Below are 15740 nucleotides of genomic sequence, written 5' to 3'. Positions count from 1 at the left end.
CAGGCTGTCTCAGATGAGCCCACGCCGGCCTCGAATCTGATCCGCATAAATGAAGTTTTCCTGAGTCTGTTTTGTTTTCGACAGGGTTTCTACAGTGCAAGACTTTGCAACCGTGGAAGCATTGACCATGAGCACAGCAACAATCACACAGGCCTACAACTACAAGGTCGTGCGCCAATTCGTCGTGGCAACCATCGTCTGGGGTGTCGTGGGGATGGCGATGGGCGTGTGGATCGCCTCGCAACTGGTGTGGCCCGAGATGAACCTCGACCTGCCGTGGACCACCTTCGGCCGCTTGCGTCCGCTGCACACCAGCCTGGTGATTTTCGGCTTTGCCGGCAGCGCGCAATTCGCCGCCAGTTACTACGCGGTGCAGCGCACCTGTCAGGTGCGGCTGTACTCGGACACACTGGCCGCGTTCACGTTCTGGGGCTGGCAATCGGTGATCGTGGTGATGCTGATCACCCTGCCGCTGGGCTACACCACCACCAAGGAATACGCCGAGATCGAGTTCTCCGGCGCGGTGTGGATGACCGTGGTCTGGGTCACTTACGCCATCGTCTTCTTCACCACCGTGGTGCGACGCAAGACCAAACACATTTACGTCGGCAACTGGTTCTTCGGCGCGTTCATCGTCGTGATCGCCATGCTGCACGTGGTCAATCACCTGTCGATTCCAGTGGACTGGTTCAAGTCCTACCCGGTGTATTCCGGGGCCACCGACGCCATGGTGCAATGGTGGTACGGGCACAACGCCGTGGGCTTTTTCCTGACCACCGGATTCCTCGGGATGATGTATTACTTCGTGCCCAAACAGGTGGGGCGGCCGGTGTATTCCTATCGGTTGTCGATCGTGCATTTCTGGGCGCTGATCACCCTGTACATCTGGGCCGGTCCGCACCACTTGCACTACACCGCACTGCCGGACTGGGCGCAGTCGCTGGGCATGGCAATGTCGCTGATCCTGCTGGCACCGAGCTGGGGCGGCATGATCAACGGCATGATGACGCTCTCGGGCGCCTGGCATAAGTTGCGCACCGACCCGATCCTGCGCTTTCTGGTGCTATCCCTGGCCTTCTACGGCATGTCGACCTTCGAAGGACCGATGATGGCGATCAAGACCGTCAATGCCCTCTCCCACTACACCGACTGGACCATCGGCCACGTCCACGCCGGTGCGCTAGGCTGGGTAGCGATGATCACCTTCGGCGCCATTTACCACATGGTGCCGAAAGTCTTCGGACGAGAGCAGATGTTCAGCACGCCATTGATCAACGCGCACTTCTGGCTGGCGACCATCGGCACCGTGCTGTACATCGCCTCGATGTGGGTCAACGGCATCACCCAAGGCTTGATGTGGCGGGCAATCAACGACGACGGCACGCTGACCTACTCGTTCGTCGAAGCGTTGCAGGCCAGCCATCCGGGGTACGTGGTGCGCTTTGTCGGCGGATTGTTCTTCCTCAGCGGGATGCTGCTGATGGCTTACAACGTGTGGCGCACCGTGCGGGTTTCGGACGTAGCGCTGGCTGAACGTGACGCGCAGATTGCGTGAGGCAAGGAGCCTGGAATGTTTGAAGTGTTATTGAATGTGATGGCGGTGCTGGGGCTTTGGCTCGGAGTCGAGTATTGCCTGAAGCGGGAGACCACGCAGAGTCTGGAGGATGCCAGTCTGATTCCGTTTGCGGATGATCCCGAGGTAGCGCAGCGAGTGGAATTGGCGACAGGGAAAACGGTGAAGGCAGTGGCGCCGGAAGAGGCCAAACCCGGCTGGGGCAACCTCGATATCTGACACACCAAAAATCACTGTGGGAGCGGGCTTGCCCGCGATAGCGGAGAGTCAATCAACGAATGTGTTGAATGTAATGCCGCTATCGCGGGCAAGCTCGCTCCCACAGGGTTATGTGTCAGGTCAGAAGATTCAGCCGCGCTCGCGGGGGATCAGGCTTTGTAACTGCTGCGCCAGGAAATTCGCATCGAAAGCAAAGGTATCCGGGTCTTTCAGGCCGTTGGTCTTGCGCCACTGCCAATGGGTCGCGGGTGGCAGGCACACCAGCGAAATGCTGCCATAGCGCGCCGCCGTCAAGCCCATCACCGCCAATGAAATCTGACCACCCACGCCCATCACGTCCGGCACGAACTCCACCGGTTTGCCGGCGATCACGATACTCAGCTTTTCAGTCTTGAACGTGGACGTCTCGACCGGAACGCTCGGCCCTGACGCGACATACGCTTCGCGGCTCACCTCCAGCAGATTGGGTGCCTGGACCGGTTCCAGCCACAGCTGGATCTGATCGAACAGTTCACCAATGCGCGTCGCCCACACGGCCGATTGCGACTCAAACAGTTGCTTCTTGTGCGCTTCGCTTTCTGCATAGTGGCGAAGCATCTCGCCCAGTTGCTGTACGTCGTCCATCGCGGTGTTCCTTTGGTTGAAGCGGTGCTGCGGACATTGAGCATGGCAGATGCGCGCTGGCGGCGTACGACTAAAAGCGCGAACGGTACTGGCTGGGGGTCATGGCCAGGTATTTGCGAAAGGCGCTGCCCATGTGGGACTGATGGGCGAACCCCGCATCCAGGGCGATGCTGGCCAGGTTCAGGTCGCTGCATTCGATCATCCGGCGAGCCGCCTGAAGCCGCATTTCAACCAGGTAGGCGTGGGGTGTCAGGCCGATGGCCTGGGTGAAATCGCGTAGAAAACGCAGCGTATTGTGCCCGTAAGTGTCGGCCAGTTGTTCCAGTGTCAGGGGCTGGTGGAACTGCTCGGCGATCTGATCCAGGACCCGGGCAAAGGATATTGGCGCAACCTTCTCTGGCGCTTCGGTTGTCGGCTGGGTCAGGCCAACAAAACCCAGGGCGCATTGTTCAAGCGCCATCAGGTCGGGTTGCGCGGCCAGCAACAGCCGCCGCATTTCGCGCGCAAGGGTCAGCGCGCGGCGATTGCCTGAAGACTGCACACGATGGTTGACGGCGGGTAACTGCTGACTGACAAACGCTTCGTCGAGGCGCATCAGCAGGTATTCACCGCCGCTGGCTGACTCTGAGAACACCTCGACACCGATCGGTGTGTAGGCCAGGACGCCCGGCCAGGTATCAAAATCCACGCGGCGGTCGGAATCGATGGCGTGCACGCCTTGCTGACGTTCCAGCGTCACCCCGAGGGTCTGTGACTGTGCCGCATCACGCGCGCTGTAGGCGGCACGGGGCAAGAGTTGCAGGCAAACACTGCCACCGAACAATCGCTGGCTCATGACGTCAGGCATGTGAAATTTCCTGATAGATCGAAACCGGGATCCACTGGACACTCTCTCGCAAAGGGTAGCCAACAAACAGGAGCACGCCATGCGCACCATCGGCCTTATCGGCGGCATGAGCTGGGAGTCCAGCGCCGAGTATTACCGTCTCGTCAATCAACAGGTACGCGACCGGCTAGGACCATTGCGTTCGGCGAAATTGCTAATGTACAGCGTCGACTTCGGGCCTGTCGAACAGGCTCAGCATGCCGGGCGCTGGGACGATGCCGCAGCGATTCTGGTGGACGCGGCGCAGCGTTTGGAGGCTGGCGGCGCGGAGTGCGTGGTGCTGTGTACCAACACCATGCACAAAGTGGCCGGGCAGATTCAGGCCGCGATCAGCATTCCGTTTTTGCACATTGCCGATCCGGCGGGCCAGGCAGCGGTCGATGCCGGGGCGCTGACGGTCGGCTTGCTGGGCACGGCGTTTACCATGGAACAGGACTTTCTCAAGGATCGCCTGATCGCGAAGGGCCTGACGGTGCTGGTGCCGGAAGCCGAAGAGCGTCAAGCCGTGCACCGGATCATTTATGAGGAGTTGTGCGTCGGCGTGATCAGCGAGGCGTCACGCAAGGTGTATCAAGAGGTCATCGAGTCACTGACCCGACGCGGCGCCCAGGCGATTATCCTCGGCTGTACCGAAATCGGTCTGCTGATCAAACCCGAGCACAGCGCCCTGCCCCTGCTCGACACCACCGAACTGCATGCGCAGGCGGCGGTGGCGTTTGCGTTGGGCGACTGAGTCAATCGGCCGGCGTGCGACGCAGGCGCGCCATGCTCAAGGTGTCGACCAGTCGGCCGTCGCGCACGGCGTAGTCACGGAACAGGCCTTCGGTCTCGAAACCGAACTTGCGGTAGAGCCCGATGGCGGCTTCGTTGTCGGCATACACGGACAATTCGACCCGTCGCAGATTCATCCAGTTGTCGGCGATGTCCAGCACGGCCGCCAGCAGTTTCGAGCCCACGCCTTTGCCCTGCCATGCCACTGCGACGCCCATGCCGAGGTTGCCGGCATGGCTGCGGCGGATCCGCGAGAACTGTTCAAGGCCAATGTTGCCGATCACCGTGCCTTGATGCAGCGCCACCAGTTGCACCACGCGTTCGTTATCTGGTGCCAGGCGTTTGCGCCAGACCTCGGTTGATTGAAACGGCATTTGCAGCACCTGACGGGTGATGGCCGCGTCGTTGTAGAGCGCGGTGATGCCGTCGATGTGGGATTCGTTGAAGCGTTCGAGGGTGATGACCGGATTGGTGGCGGGCATGGGTGATTCATCCTTGATGCAGACATGGCTGATTACTCTACAACGCTATCTCCCGGTATGGCGACATTCCCCACCTGCAGGAGTGCAATGCTGTTGGGATTGGGGGCATATCCGTTTCTTCGGTAACGGCGGCTATTGGTTCCGCTCTTACAGCGGGTCACTTGGAGAAGCGCCAAGTAACCAAGCGCTTTTGCCCCTGACGTTCGGTGCCTCGCTAGGGCTCGGCATGCCCTCGCTCCGGTCCTGCTCCGTGGGCCCGCCGCCATCGGCCATCCATGGCCGGGGGCGGCTACCGCGGCATCCCTGCCGCGGTGCCCACTGCGCAGAACCTGCGCTCGGCCTCTCGAGGGGGCGTGCACCGCCAAAGCAAAGCGAGGCGGCCTGCGGGCCGACCTGGTTCTTCAACGCTTGCGCGTCCTGATCGTTCCCACGCTCCGCGTGGGAATGCCGCCGGGGACGCTCTGCGTTCCGCTGTCGACACCAGGCTTGACTCTTGCGCGATGGTGACGCGGAGCGTCACGGGATGCATTCCCACGCGGAGCGTGGGAACGATCAACATCAAACCGCGAGGAGACCTTCCGGCCAACCTGGCTTTGGCAGATGTACTCAATACCTGTGGGAGCGAGCTTGCTCGCGATAGCGGCATTACAGGCAACATCGCAACCGACTGACAGGGCCTCATCGCGAGCAAGCTCGCTCCCACATAAAGTGGACCGTGCACGGCTGTTGCTCCTCACCACTCATCAGGTCGAGCGTTAGCTCGCCTTCCGCTTTTGATCTCGATCTGCCCCGTCGGAAGGCCGAACGCAGGTTCTGCGCAGTGGGCAACCCGGCATGGATGCCGGGTTAGCCGCCCCCGGCCATGGATGGCCGATGGCGGCGGGCCCACGGAGCAGGACCGGAGTGAGGGAATGCCGAGCCTAGGCGAGGCACCGTACGTCAGGGGCGCTGGCGCTTGGTTACTTGGCGCTTCTCCAAGTGACCCGCCGTAAAGGCGGAACCAATAGCCGCCGTGACCACAGAAACGGATATGTACCCAACCCCAACCCCAACCCTAACAGGCGATCGAAGTCAGCTTTGGAACCACTCCCGACGCTCATTGAAGGTGTTTTGGATCAATTCCACGATCACCTGCACGTCAGCCCGCTGCCGGGATTCGGCATTGACCGCCATCCACACCTGGCGCTGCATCGGTTGCTCGAACAACCCGGGTAACGCGATCAAGCCACGGTCAAACTGGCTCATGTACTGCGGCAAAAGGCCGATGCAAGCGCTGCAACGGATCATCTCCAGCATCAACTCATAAGAATGCAACTGCACCACGCCGGCCAGGCGCTGATCCACCACGCTGTTCCATGGCCGGAAACTCTCGACCTGCCGATCATGCTGCCATTGCACCAACAGGAAATCGGCCAGGTCATCCAGGCTGTCCGGCCGCGCGGTGACTCGCGAATAGCGTTTGGCGATGTGCGGCAGATACTCCAGGCGCGCCAGCGGCTGGGGTTCGCTGATGGCGAAACTCGGCCCCGGCAGCGGTGAATCGGTGCCGGCCAGCCACAGCACCACATCGGCACTGATCGCTTGCAGGGCCAGTTCACTGTCCAGCGTGATGATGTCCAGGCGAACGCTGGCGTTGCGGCGCAGCAGCGCCACCAGATCACGTCCAAGGATGTCATGCAGGATCGACTCGGCCACCGCCAGCCTAATCAGCGGCTGTTCGATCACCGGCACGTCGTGCTCATGGGCCAGGGCGATCAACTGCGCCTGAAGCTGCAACCCTTCACGGCTCAACGCCACGCCAGCGTCCTGATGATGGAACAGCGAACACTGCAATTGCGCTTCAAGCTGCGCCAGGTGTTTGCGCAACTGGGTCGATTTGATATTGAGGCTGCGGGCCGCTTGCATGAAGCAACCGCAGCGGGCGCTCACCCTGAAGGATTGCGCGAGCACCGGATCGATACCGGCGGCGCGAGTGGATACCATGAATGCCATCTATGACTCCCTGTCGATCTGTCCTGTAAAACCTCATCCTGCGCAGCGTTTATGAACCTGACGTGACACCCCGATGGAAAATCGATTCAGCCGCTGGGGGTTTGCCGAAAGCTCACCGCCAGGCGATTCCAGCTATTGATGGTGGTGACGGCGATGGTCAAGTCGACCATTTCGGTTTCGCTGAACTGCTCCCGGGCCGATGCATACACGTCGTCCGGCACATGGCTTTCAGACAGCAACGTCACCGCTTCGGTCCAGGCCAGCGCCGCCCGTTCACGGGGGTTGAAGAAGCCGCTGTCGCGCCACACCACGATCGAATACAAGCGCCGGTCGGTCTCACCCAGACGCCGTGCATCCACCGAGTGCATGTCAGTGCAGAAGGCGCAGCCATTGATTTGCGAGGCGCGGATCTTGATCAGGTGCAACAGCGCTGGCTCGATGCTGAGGTTGCTGGTCAAGGCTTCCATCGCGATCATCGCTTTCATCGCCTTGGGCGAGGCGCTGTAGTAATCCAGGCGGGAACTCATGGTGGCAGCCTCTTGGATTGAAGGGTTGCTTCCACGGTAGGCGCTGACGCAGGCACGTTACAGATCCAATTGCGCGAAAAAGCCGTGGACCAGCCGGCAGCAGACCAATCGCCGCTTTTTTGCCCGCGCAACTTCTGCACGACGGCCCTTGCGGGTAATCTGGCGCGACGCACACGCGCCTCAATCGCCCCAGGAGCCTCGCCGGTATGGAACTTCATGTTGTCATCAACGGCCGCAAGGACCTGGCAGGCCAGTTGTACAACCAACTGCGCAGTGCCATTGAAACCGGCCGCCTGGCAGCCGGCACCCAATTGCCGCCCAGCCGTTTGCTGGCCGAGCAGTTAGGCATTTCGCGCAAGACCATTTCCGACACCTATGCGCAGCTGACGTATGAAAACTTCCTGACCGGCGTCATTGGCAAAGGCACTTACGTCAACGCCCGGGCGGCGAAACCCTTACCCAAGCAAAGCCATTCGGCGCTGGCGAGTTTTGAAGTGATCGAGTCCTGGCGCAATCTGCCGGTGTTTCTGCGGCATCCGAACCTGGAAGGCTCGCTGCGCTACGATTTCATCGGTGGCGCCACCAGCAAAGGGCAGTTCCCCCAGGACGATTGGCGCCGCTGCACCTCCCATGCATTGCGCCAGATCACCGCGTCCAAGGGTTTCTACAGCTTGCCCGAAGGCCTGCCAGCCCTGCGTAACGCCATCGCACGGCACATCGCGTTTTCTCGCGGGGTCAATTGCCAGGACGAAGACGTGGTGGTGTGCAACGGCGCGCAACAGGCGCTGGACCTGATTTCCCGGGTACTGAACCGGCCAGGCAGCATCGTCGCGATGGAAGACCCCGGTTATCCGCCGGCGCGCTTGTTGTTCGGCACCCACGGCGCCACGGTCATCGGCGTGCCGGTGGATGCCGAAGGTATTCAAGTGGACAAGATTCCCTTGGGCACCCGGCTGATTTACGTCACGCCTTCCCACCAGTTCCCACTGGGCATGCCCATGAGTCAGGCGCGTCGGGTGGCGCTGCTGGAGCGCGCGTACGAGCTGGGCGCGATCATCATCGAGGATGATTACGACAGCGAATTCCGCTACGAAGGCCGGCCCACCGATTCACTGCAAAGCATGGACGAGCGCGGCATCGTCGCCTACGTCGGCACGTTTTCGAAAACCATGCTGCCGGAACTGCGGCTCGGTTATGCGATTTTGCCACCGGCGATTCTCGACGCCGTGATCCGCGCCAAACAACTCACCGACCTGCACACCTCAACCCTGCCTCAATGGGCGCTGGCCAAATTCATCGCCGAAGGCTGCCTGCTCAAGCACATCCGGCGCTGCCATACGATCTATGCCGGGCGCCGCGAGCGGATCCTGTCGCGCATGGCCGGTGACCTTTCGCCGTGGCTTGCACCGGTGCCCACTACTGCCGGGTTTCACATGGTCGTGATGTGCAAGGTGCCTATCGATATTCCATTGGTCATCGAGCTGGCCAAGAAGGTCGAAGTCGGGCTCTATGCGATCGACAGCTTTTACTACCAGCAAGCACCAAAAGCCGGGTTTTTCCTGGGATTTGGAGCCATCGAGACCCTGGACATCGACACCGCCCTGGACCGTTTGCGCGACATTTTGCAGCAGGTTGCCTGACCGATTGGTCTGCGGCTTTATCCGGCGATTGGCTATTGGCGGTCCCCAGGTGCAGGCCTATCCTGCATAGGCGTTATCCCTCAATGAGCAGGATTCGTCCGGCCTGATTCAGGAGTGTGAGCAATGTCCAACGAAGTGATCAATACCGTAAAGGTGAAGGCCGCCGCCGGCCGCTCGGAAGAACTGGGTAAGCAACTGCAAAAGATTGTCGAAACCCTGCGTCAGCAACCGGGCTGTGAATCCTATATGGTCGACCGCTGCCCCGAGGACAGCAACCGCTGGAACGTCAGCGCCCGCTGGCAATCGGAAGCGGCCATGCAGATGCATTTCAACTGCCCTGAAGTACAAGGCTTCATTAGCCTGATCGACAGCCAGCTGGCCAACTCCGTCGACTTCAACAGCTTTCCGCTTCGCTAACTTTCTGTAGCAACTGCCGAACACTGCAAGGCTGCGTTCATGCCGAACGCAGCCTTGTGCTGCCTGGCATTTGCTATCGCCAATGCAGCGATGGATTGGTCCCCTCACCTTCGTGAATATTGGCTGTTTGATTGCCCTGACCCGGGGACTATCGTGGGTCCTGACGATAACCACCGCAGGTAAAGAACCATGAAAGCGTTGCGTTTCCTTGCTGCCCCCCTCGCCGCCCTCGCCCTGACCGTATCCGCCTCGGCCTTTGCCCACGACCCTTCGGAAAAGGTCACGGTCCTGCAGGACCAAATGCTGAAAAACGTGCCTGGGAAAAAAGCATTGATGATCGAAGTCGACTACAAGCCGGGACAATCCTCTATCGCCCACAAGCATGAAGGCACCGCCATGGCCTACGTGCTGTCGGGATCGATCACCTCGCAAGTGAAGGGTGAAAAGGCAATCACCTACAAGGCCGGTGAGTTCTGGTACGAACCGGCTGGCTCGGAGCATCTGGTCTCGAAAAATGCCAGCAAGACCAAACCTGCGAAGTTGCTGGTATTCATGGTGCTGTCCCCGGACGAAAAAGTGTTGATCCCCTTGGAAAACTGATGGCTGAACACGCAGCCATAAATAAACAGGCCCGAACTAGATGTTCGGGCCTTTTTATTTCCACGCGGCATTAACTGAAAACTTTTAAACCAAATAAAACTAGGGATCAACCGACAAGTTGAGTGCTGGCTATTTCAATCAGTCGCGACAGGTTTAGTCTGGAATCACCGCGATTATCTCCGGCAACTAAGATGCTTAAACCCAAGTTGTTTCACTGGAGAAACACCATGAAACTTGCGCTTGTCAGTACCTTAACAATGACCGTTGTATTAACGGGCTGCTCGATCCCCACTGCACCCACGGCCGTGTCTTCCCTGGACGGCCTCTCGATGCCACCGGTCGGTCGCAGCAATGCCACGCGCATCACCAATGGCAGCCATGTTTCGCTGGGCGTCATCTACAGCCGCAATACCCAGGTCAACCGGGCCTACCTTCAGGATTACCAGGCCAATGCCGGCACCGGTTTCGGCCAGAGCCTGCTGGTGCAGTCGATTCACGATGCCTACGTTGCCACCTCCAAGCCCGATCTCGCCGTGGACTGGGTCAAGGCCTCCCTGCAGCGTCAGTTCGGTTCGGTCACGGTGTACCCGGACCTGCAAAGTCTCAAAGCGGCGAAACCCGATGTCGTGGCGATTATCGACAGCCGCAGCCAATTGATCACCTCGCGCAGTTCCGACATTCAGTCTGATGTCAGTGCCGATTTTTATGACGCCCACTTTAATTACATCGGCACCGCACAGGGGCATGACGCTAAAGAATTGAGTCCTGTATGGGCAGACTTTAAACGCAGCGAAGAGATCGTCGCAGACATTAATGAACAACAGAATGTGCAAGTTCGCGCACTGCAAAAGTTTGACCAGTCGCTCAATAATTTATTGACCAGCCCGACAGATAAAGTGTCGATGCTTAATAATATAACCGGTTGGAAGTTGTATTGAGGCTGATGGCCCCATCGCGAGCAAGCTCGCTCCCACAGTTGACAGCGCCCACCCTGTGGGAGCGAGCTTGCTCGCGATAGGGCCTGAACAGCCACCCTAAAACCTTCAGGCACAAAAAAAGCCCCGCCTCTTTCGAGACGGGGCTTTTTCATTCAGCGGCTGATTATCAGGCCGCAGGCTCCAGCTCGTCAGCGCTGACAGCCGCTGCGGCTGTCACCACTGCTTGCCCGCTCAACGCCAGGTCCAGCAGCTCACGGTTGGCGACCGCGTACATGGCGTAGTCAGTGCCGCTGGCGGCACGGATTTCTACCAGCATGGCGCGCCAGCGTTCGATCATGCCTTCGTGCTCTTCCATCCACAGCGCCAGACGGGTTTCCACGTCTTGAGTGCCGTCGCCCTGTTGCAGGACGGAGATGGTGATCGCACGTTGTTGCCAGTCGACGTCATCACGGAACGCTTCACGGGCCAGGGCTTGCCAGTTGTTTTCAACCGGCAGTGCGCTGATCTGTTGCAGGTACCAGGTGATGTCCAGCGCGCTGCCCACGGCGAAGTAAGCCTTCGCCACGTCTGCAGGGTTCTGGCCAGTCACGTCGGAGGCTTCGATGATCGGCAGCAAGGTGTACAGGTGCGAAGTCCCGGCCACCATGCGTGCGAGCAACTCAGGCACACCGGCTTCGACGTACGCCTCATAACGAGCCTGCCAGTTTTCGTGGATCTCGCCACTCAGCAGTTCGTCGAGCTTGAGACCCAACTCCTTCAGATGCGGACCGAAGTGCGCGACGTCACGGGCAGCGTTCTGCTCGTTGCGACGGGCACGCAGGAACCAGCGCGTAGCGCGACGGCCCAGACGCATCAGCTCGTCCATCAGCTCCAGTTGTACGTCTGCCGAAACCTGATAGTCCAGGGACTCGATCTGACGGAACCAGTGCGGGAGGTGGAAGATATCCCGAACTATTACATACGCACCCGCAACATTCGCCGGGCTCATGCCGGTCGACTCTTTGAGTCGTTGAACGAAGGTGATGCCCATGTGGTTCACCAGATCGTTGGCGATCTGGGTGCTGACGATTTCGCGCTTCAGACGGTGACGGCGCATGGCGTCGGAGAACTTGCTCACCAGGCTCGGCGGGAAAGCGGTTTCCATGTCGCGCGTCAGGTAGTGGTCGTCCGGCACCAGGGAGTTGAGCAGCGCTTCCTTGAGGTCGATCTTGCTGTAGGAGATCAACACCGACAGCTCGGCACGGGTCAGGCCGTGGCCTGCCGCAACGCGCTCGTTGATCGCTTCTTCAGCCGGCAGGAACTCGATGGCGCGATCCAGCTTGCCGCGGCCTTCCAGGTCGTTCATCAGACGTTTGTATTCGGCAATACGCGGCAAGGCACGACGGGCAGCCAGCGACAGCGCTTGGGTCTGCTTGTAGTTGTTGCCGAGCACCAGGTTGCCCACTTCGTCGGTCATGCTCGCCAGCAACTGGTTACGTTGCTTGTCGGTCATGTCGCCGGCGTGAACCACTTCGTTCAGCAGGATCTTGATGTTCACTTCGTGGTCGGAGCAGTCCACGCCACCGGCGTTGTCGATGAAGTCGGTGTTGGAACCGCCGCCATTGAGGCCGAATTCGACGCGACCCAGTTGGGTCATACCGAGGTTACCGCCCTCGCCCACGACTTTGCAGCGCAGTTCGTTGCCGTTCACGCGCAGCGCATCGTTGGCCTTGTCGCCGACATCGGCGTGGCTTTCGGTGCTGGCCTTGACGTAAGTGCCGATACCGCCGTTCCACAACAGGTCCACTGGCGCCTTGAGCAAGGCGTTCAGCAGTTCGGTCGGGGTCAGCTTGTCGGCCTGAATGTCGAAGCGCTCTTTCATCTGCGGGGAAATCGCGATGCTTTTCGCGCTACGGGAGAAGATCCCGCCGCCTTCGGACATGATGCTGGTGTCGTAATCCGACCAGGCCGAACGCGGCAGGTCGAACAGGCGCTGACGCTCGGCGAAGCTGTTGGCAGGCTCCGGGTTCGGGTCAATGAAGATGTGCAGGTGGTTGAAGGCTGCGACCAGTTGCAGCTTGTCGGACATCAACAAACCGTTACCGAACACGTCACCGGCCATGTCGCCGACGCCGACTACGGTAATGCTGTCTTTCTGGACATTGATACCGCGTTCACGGAAGTGGCGTTGAACGCCGACCCACGCGCCCTTGGCGGTGATGCCCATCTTCTTGTGGTCGTAACCGGCCGAACCACCGGACGCAAACGCGTCACCCAGCCAGAAGCCGTAGTCGATGGCGATGCCGTTGGCGATGTCGGAGAAGGTTGCAGTGCCCTTGTCGGCAGCTACCACCAGGTACGGGTCATCGTCGTCATGACGCACGACGTTGGCCGGCGGCACCAGGGCGCCGTCTTTCAGGTTGTCGGTGATGTCCAACAGGCCCGAGATGAAGATGCGGTAGCAGGCGATGCCCTCGGCCGCAATCTCGTCACGGCTGCCGCCCAGTGGCAGGCGACGCGGCAGGAAGCCGCCCTTCGCGCCGACGGGCACGATGACCGAGTTCTTCACTTGCTGGGCTTTTACCAGGCCCAGGACTTCGGTACGGAAGTCTTCTTCACGGTCGGACCAGCGCAGACCACCGCGAGCAACGTTGCCGAAGCGCAGGTGCACGCCTTCGACGCGAGGCGAGTAAACGAAGATTTCGAACTTCGGTACTGGCTTCGGCAGCTCAGGGATCTGGTGCGGGTTGAACTTGAAGCTGAAGTAGGACTTGTTCTGACCGTGGGCGTCAGTCTGGTAGAAGTTGGTGCGCAGGGTCGCCTTGATCAGGTCCAGGTAGCGACGCAGGATGCGGTCTTCGTTCAACACCTGAACGTCGTCCAGTGCCGTCAGAATTGCGTGTTCCAGACGTTGCTGCTTGTCTTCCAGGTCGTCGCCGGTCAGCTTGCGCGCCAGGTAGAAACGGGTTTTGAACAACCGGGTCAGCTCACGAGCGATGTCGGTGTGGTTGTTCAGCGTGCTGGCGATATAACCCAGGTCGAAGCCCAGGCGGATCTGCTTCATGTATCGAGCATAAGCACGCAGCAACGCCACGTCGCGCCATGGCAGGCCGGCGGTCAGTACCAGACGGTTAAACGCATCGTTCTCGGCATCGCCACGCACGATGTGGACGAAAGCGTCCTGCAAGGTGTCGTTGAGTTGCTGGATGTCGAGTTCCAGGCCTTCGGCAGCGGTGAACGCGAAATCGTGAATCCAGAACTCGCGGCCGTTGTTGTGACGCAGGCGGTACGGGAATTCACCCAGTACGCGCAGACCGAGGTTTTCCAGGATCGGCAACACGTCGGACAATGCCAGCGGGGTATCGGCGTGATACAGCTTGCAGTGCAGTTCGCGTTGGCCCGAGACCTGACCCAGTGGCTGATAGAAGCTCATGACCAGTGGATTTTTTTCGCTCAGGCTCAGCAGGTGCTGCATGTCGACCACGGCCGAGTGAGCAGCGAAACGCTCGCGGTAACCGGCCGGGAAGCCTTTCGGGAAGTCAGCCAGCACGTTGGTGCCGTGGGCTTCGCCGAAGCTCTCCACGACCAGGCTCGCGTAGTCGTCCTGCCAGCTGCGGCAGGCTTGCACCACTTCTTTTTCCAGCAGAATCGGGTCGATGTCCAGGCGGTTCTTCGGATCGACACGCAGAATCAACTGCACGCGCGCCAGCACGGACTCGGAGAAGAAGGTCCAGAACTCGCAGTCCGAGGCTTTCAGGCGATCCATCAGTACTTGCTGGATCTTCTGGCGCACTTCGGTGGAGTAGATGTCGCGTGGCACGTAGGCCAGGCAGTAGCAGAAGCGGCCGTACGGGTCTTTGCGCAGGAACACGCGGATCTTGTTACGTTCCTGGATCTGCACGATCGACATCACGGTGCTGAACAGCTCGTCGACCGGGGTCTGGAACAGATCATCACGCGGCAGCACTTCGACCACCTGCGCCAGTTCCTTGCCCAGGTGAGCCTTGGGCTGGAAGCCGGAGCGGCGCTCGATTTCTTCGACCTTGCGGCGGATGTACGGGATGACCCGCACGCTCTCGCCATACACCGAGGAGGTGTACAGGCCCATGAAACGGCATTCCTTGATCACGTTGCCGTCGGCATCGATTTCACGGATCGACACGTAATCCGGGTAAGCCGGACGGTGAACGCGGCTTGGGTGTGCGGCCTTGGCGAACGACAGCAGGGTCGGTTCGCGCAGGTAGTTCACGGCGTAGTCTTCGATGCGCAGGTCATCGTAGGTCAGGCCGGTGCGCAGCAGCTTGGTCAGGCCGAGGAAGGAGTCCTGATCGTAGACGATGTGGCCGCCGTCGGCTTCGTCGCGCACCACGAATTCTTCATAGCCGAGGAAGGTGAAGTGGTTACCCACCAGCCATTCCAGGAAGCTTTTGATCTCGGCTTTTTCTTCTGGATCGACCGCAAACTTGCTGTTGTCCAGGCCGGTGAGGATTTGCTGGACCTTGTCTTTCATCGGCTCGAAATCGGCGACCGCGACGCGGACTTCGCCGAGAACCTGTTCCAGTTCCTTGCTCAGGACATTCATTTCGGCCGTGTTGGCACAACGGTCGATTTCCAGGTACATCAGGGATTCTTGCAGGATCCCTTCGCCCTGGGTGCCTTTTGGCAGGATTTCCAGCAACTCGCCCTTGCTGCCGCGACGCACGCTCAGCACGGTGGTTTGCAGGGTATGGATGCTGTAGCCGCGACGATTCAGCTCGGTGCGCACCGAGTCCACCAGGAATGGCAGGTCGTGGTGCAGCACTTCGACCGCGGTGTGGGTCGACTGCCAGCCGTGGCGCTCGTAATCAGGGTTATAGACGCGCACTTGCGGTTGCGCGTGATCGAAGCGCTCAAGCAGGCGCCACGCAGAAAGGGTGCAGCCGGCGAGGTCGGACAACCGACGCTGGGTCAGCTCGTCCAGGGAAATGATGCCGAAGAATTGTTCAGCGAACAGCGCCACTTGTGGCAGTGCCTGTTCACTGATGTGCTGCGCCAGTGCCGCTTTCAGTTGGTGCTGGAAGTCGGCTTTGCTGGCTGCGGTGAAGAACGCCAT

General features: G+C 60.0%; 13 protein-coding genes. 7 read left to right on the top strand and 6 right to left on the bottom strand.

Features of this window, described 5'->3' with window-relative positions; translation table 11 throughout:
- Window positions 1–127 precede the first annotated feature (127 nt).
- Together ccoN and ACM6I0_RS08770 are read left to right on the top strand one after the other, a co-directional pair.
- Window positions 128–1555, top strand: a complete 1428-nt coding sequence (gene ccoN / locus ACM6I0_RS08775) for a cytochrome-c oxidase, cbb3-type subunit I (protein WP_414922034.1) — start codon at window positions 128–130, stop codon at window positions 1553–1555.
- Between the two features lie 15 nt (window positions 1556–1570).
- Window positions 1571–1792, top strand: a complete 222-nt coding sequence (locus ACM6I0_RS08770; RefSeq protein WP_414922033.1) for a cbb3-type cytochrome c oxidase subunit 3 — start codon at window positions 1571–1573, stop codon at window positions 1790–1792.
- Window positions 1793–1921: 129 nt separating this feature from the next.
- Here the strand turns inward: ACM6I0_RS08770 and ACM6I0_RS08765 are convergent, their stop codons facing one another.
- Both ACM6I0_RS08765 and ACM6I0_RS08760 read right to left on the bottom strand, forming a co-directional pair.
- Window positions 1922–2416, bottom strand: coding sequence for a hypothetical protein (locus ACM6I0_RS08765; RefSeq protein ID WP_285434476.1), 495 nt, complete (start codon window positions 2414–2416; stop codon window positions 1922–1924).
- A gap of 70 nt (window positions 2417–2486) precedes the next feature.
- On the bottom strand, window positions 2487–3263 hold the full coding sequence (locus ACM6I0_RS08760) for a helix-turn-helix domain-containing protein (RefSeq protein WP_414922032.1): 777 nt from the start codon (window positions 3261–3263) through the stop codon (window positions 2487–2489).
- 79 nt (window positions 3264–3342) lie between these two features.
- On the opposite strand from ACM6I0_RS08760, the gene ACM6I0_RS08755 reads away from it, so the two are divergent.
- Window positions 3343–4035, top strand: coding sequence for an aspartate/glutamate racemase family protein (locus ACM6I0_RS08755; protein ID WP_414922031.1), 693 nt, complete (start codon window positions 3343–3345; stop codon window positions 4033–4035).
- A 1-nt stretch (window position 4036) separates the two neighbouring features.
- Here the strand turns inward: ACM6I0_RS08755 and ACM6I0_RS08750 are convergent, their stop codons facing one another.
- From ACM6I0_RS08750 to ACM6I0_RS08740, 3 genes are all read right to left on the bottom strand, one after another.
- Window positions 4037–4555, bottom strand: a complete 519-nt coding sequence (locus tag ACM6I0_RS08750) for a GNAT family N-acetyltransferase (protein WP_414922030.1) — start codon at window positions 4553–4555, stop codon at window positions 4037–4039.
- Window positions 4556–5626: 1071 nt separating this feature from the next.
- A complete protein-coding gene (locus tag ACM6I0_RS08745; RefSeq protein WP_285434471.1) occupies window positions 5627–6547 on the bottom strand; it encodes a LysR family transcriptional regulator in 921 nt (306 codons plus the stop codon).
- A gap of 86 nt (window positions 6548–6633) precedes the next feature.
- On the bottom strand, window positions 6634–7074 hold the full coding sequence (locus tag ACM6I0_RS08740) for a carboxymuconolactone decarboxylase family protein (protein ID WP_285434469.1): 441 nt from the start codon (window positions 7072–7074) through the stop codon (window positions 6634–6636).
- Between the two features lie 206 nt (window positions 7075–7280).
- Here ACM6I0_RS08740 and ACM6I0_RS08735 point away from each other — a divergent pair, with 206 nt between their 5' ends.
- From ACM6I0_RS08735 to ACM6I0_RS08720, 4 genes are all read left to right on the top strand, one after another.
- Complete coding sequence (locus ACM6I0_RS08735; protein ID WP_414922029.1) at window positions 7281–8714, top strand: PLP-dependent aminotransferase family protein; 1434 nt, start codon at window positions 7281–7283, stop codon at window positions 8712–8714.
- Window positions 8715–8837: 123 nt separating this feature from the next.
- Window positions 8838–9131, top strand: a complete 294-nt coding sequence (locus ACM6I0_RS08730; protein WP_285434467.1) for a putative quinol monooxygenase — start codon at window positions 8838–8840, stop codon at window positions 9129–9131.
- Between the two features lie 189 nt (window positions 9132–9320).
- The gene (locus ACM6I0_RS08725; protein ID WP_259155130.1) at window positions 9321–9731 is read left to right on the top strand and encodes a cupin domain-containing protein; all 411 of its coding nucleotides are present in this window, start codon (window positions 9321–9323) and stop codon (window positions 9729–9731) included.
- Between the two features lie 227 nt (window positions 9732–9958).
- Window positions 9959–10669, top strand: coding sequence for an ATPase (locus ACM6I0_RS08720; RefSeq protein ID WP_285434465.1), 711 nt, complete (start codon window positions 9959–9961; stop codon window positions 10667–10669).
- Between the two features lie 166 nt (window positions 10670–10835).
- Here ACM6I0_RS08720 and ACM6I0_RS08715 read toward each other — a convergent pair whose 3' ends face one another.
- Window positions 10836–15740, bottom strand: a complete 4905-nt coding sequence (locus ACM6I0_RS08715; protein ID WP_414922028.1) for an NAD-glutamate dehydrogenase — start codon at window positions 15738–15740, stop codon at window positions 10836–10838.

Source organism: Pseudomonas sp. IT-P294 (assembly GCF_949767865.1).
GTDB lineage: Bacteria > Pseudomonadota > Gammaproteobacteria > Pseudomonadales > Pseudomonadaceae > Aquipseudomonas.
Note: the sequence above shows the minus strand (reverse complement) of the source record. Positions and strands in the feature narration are given on the sequence as shown.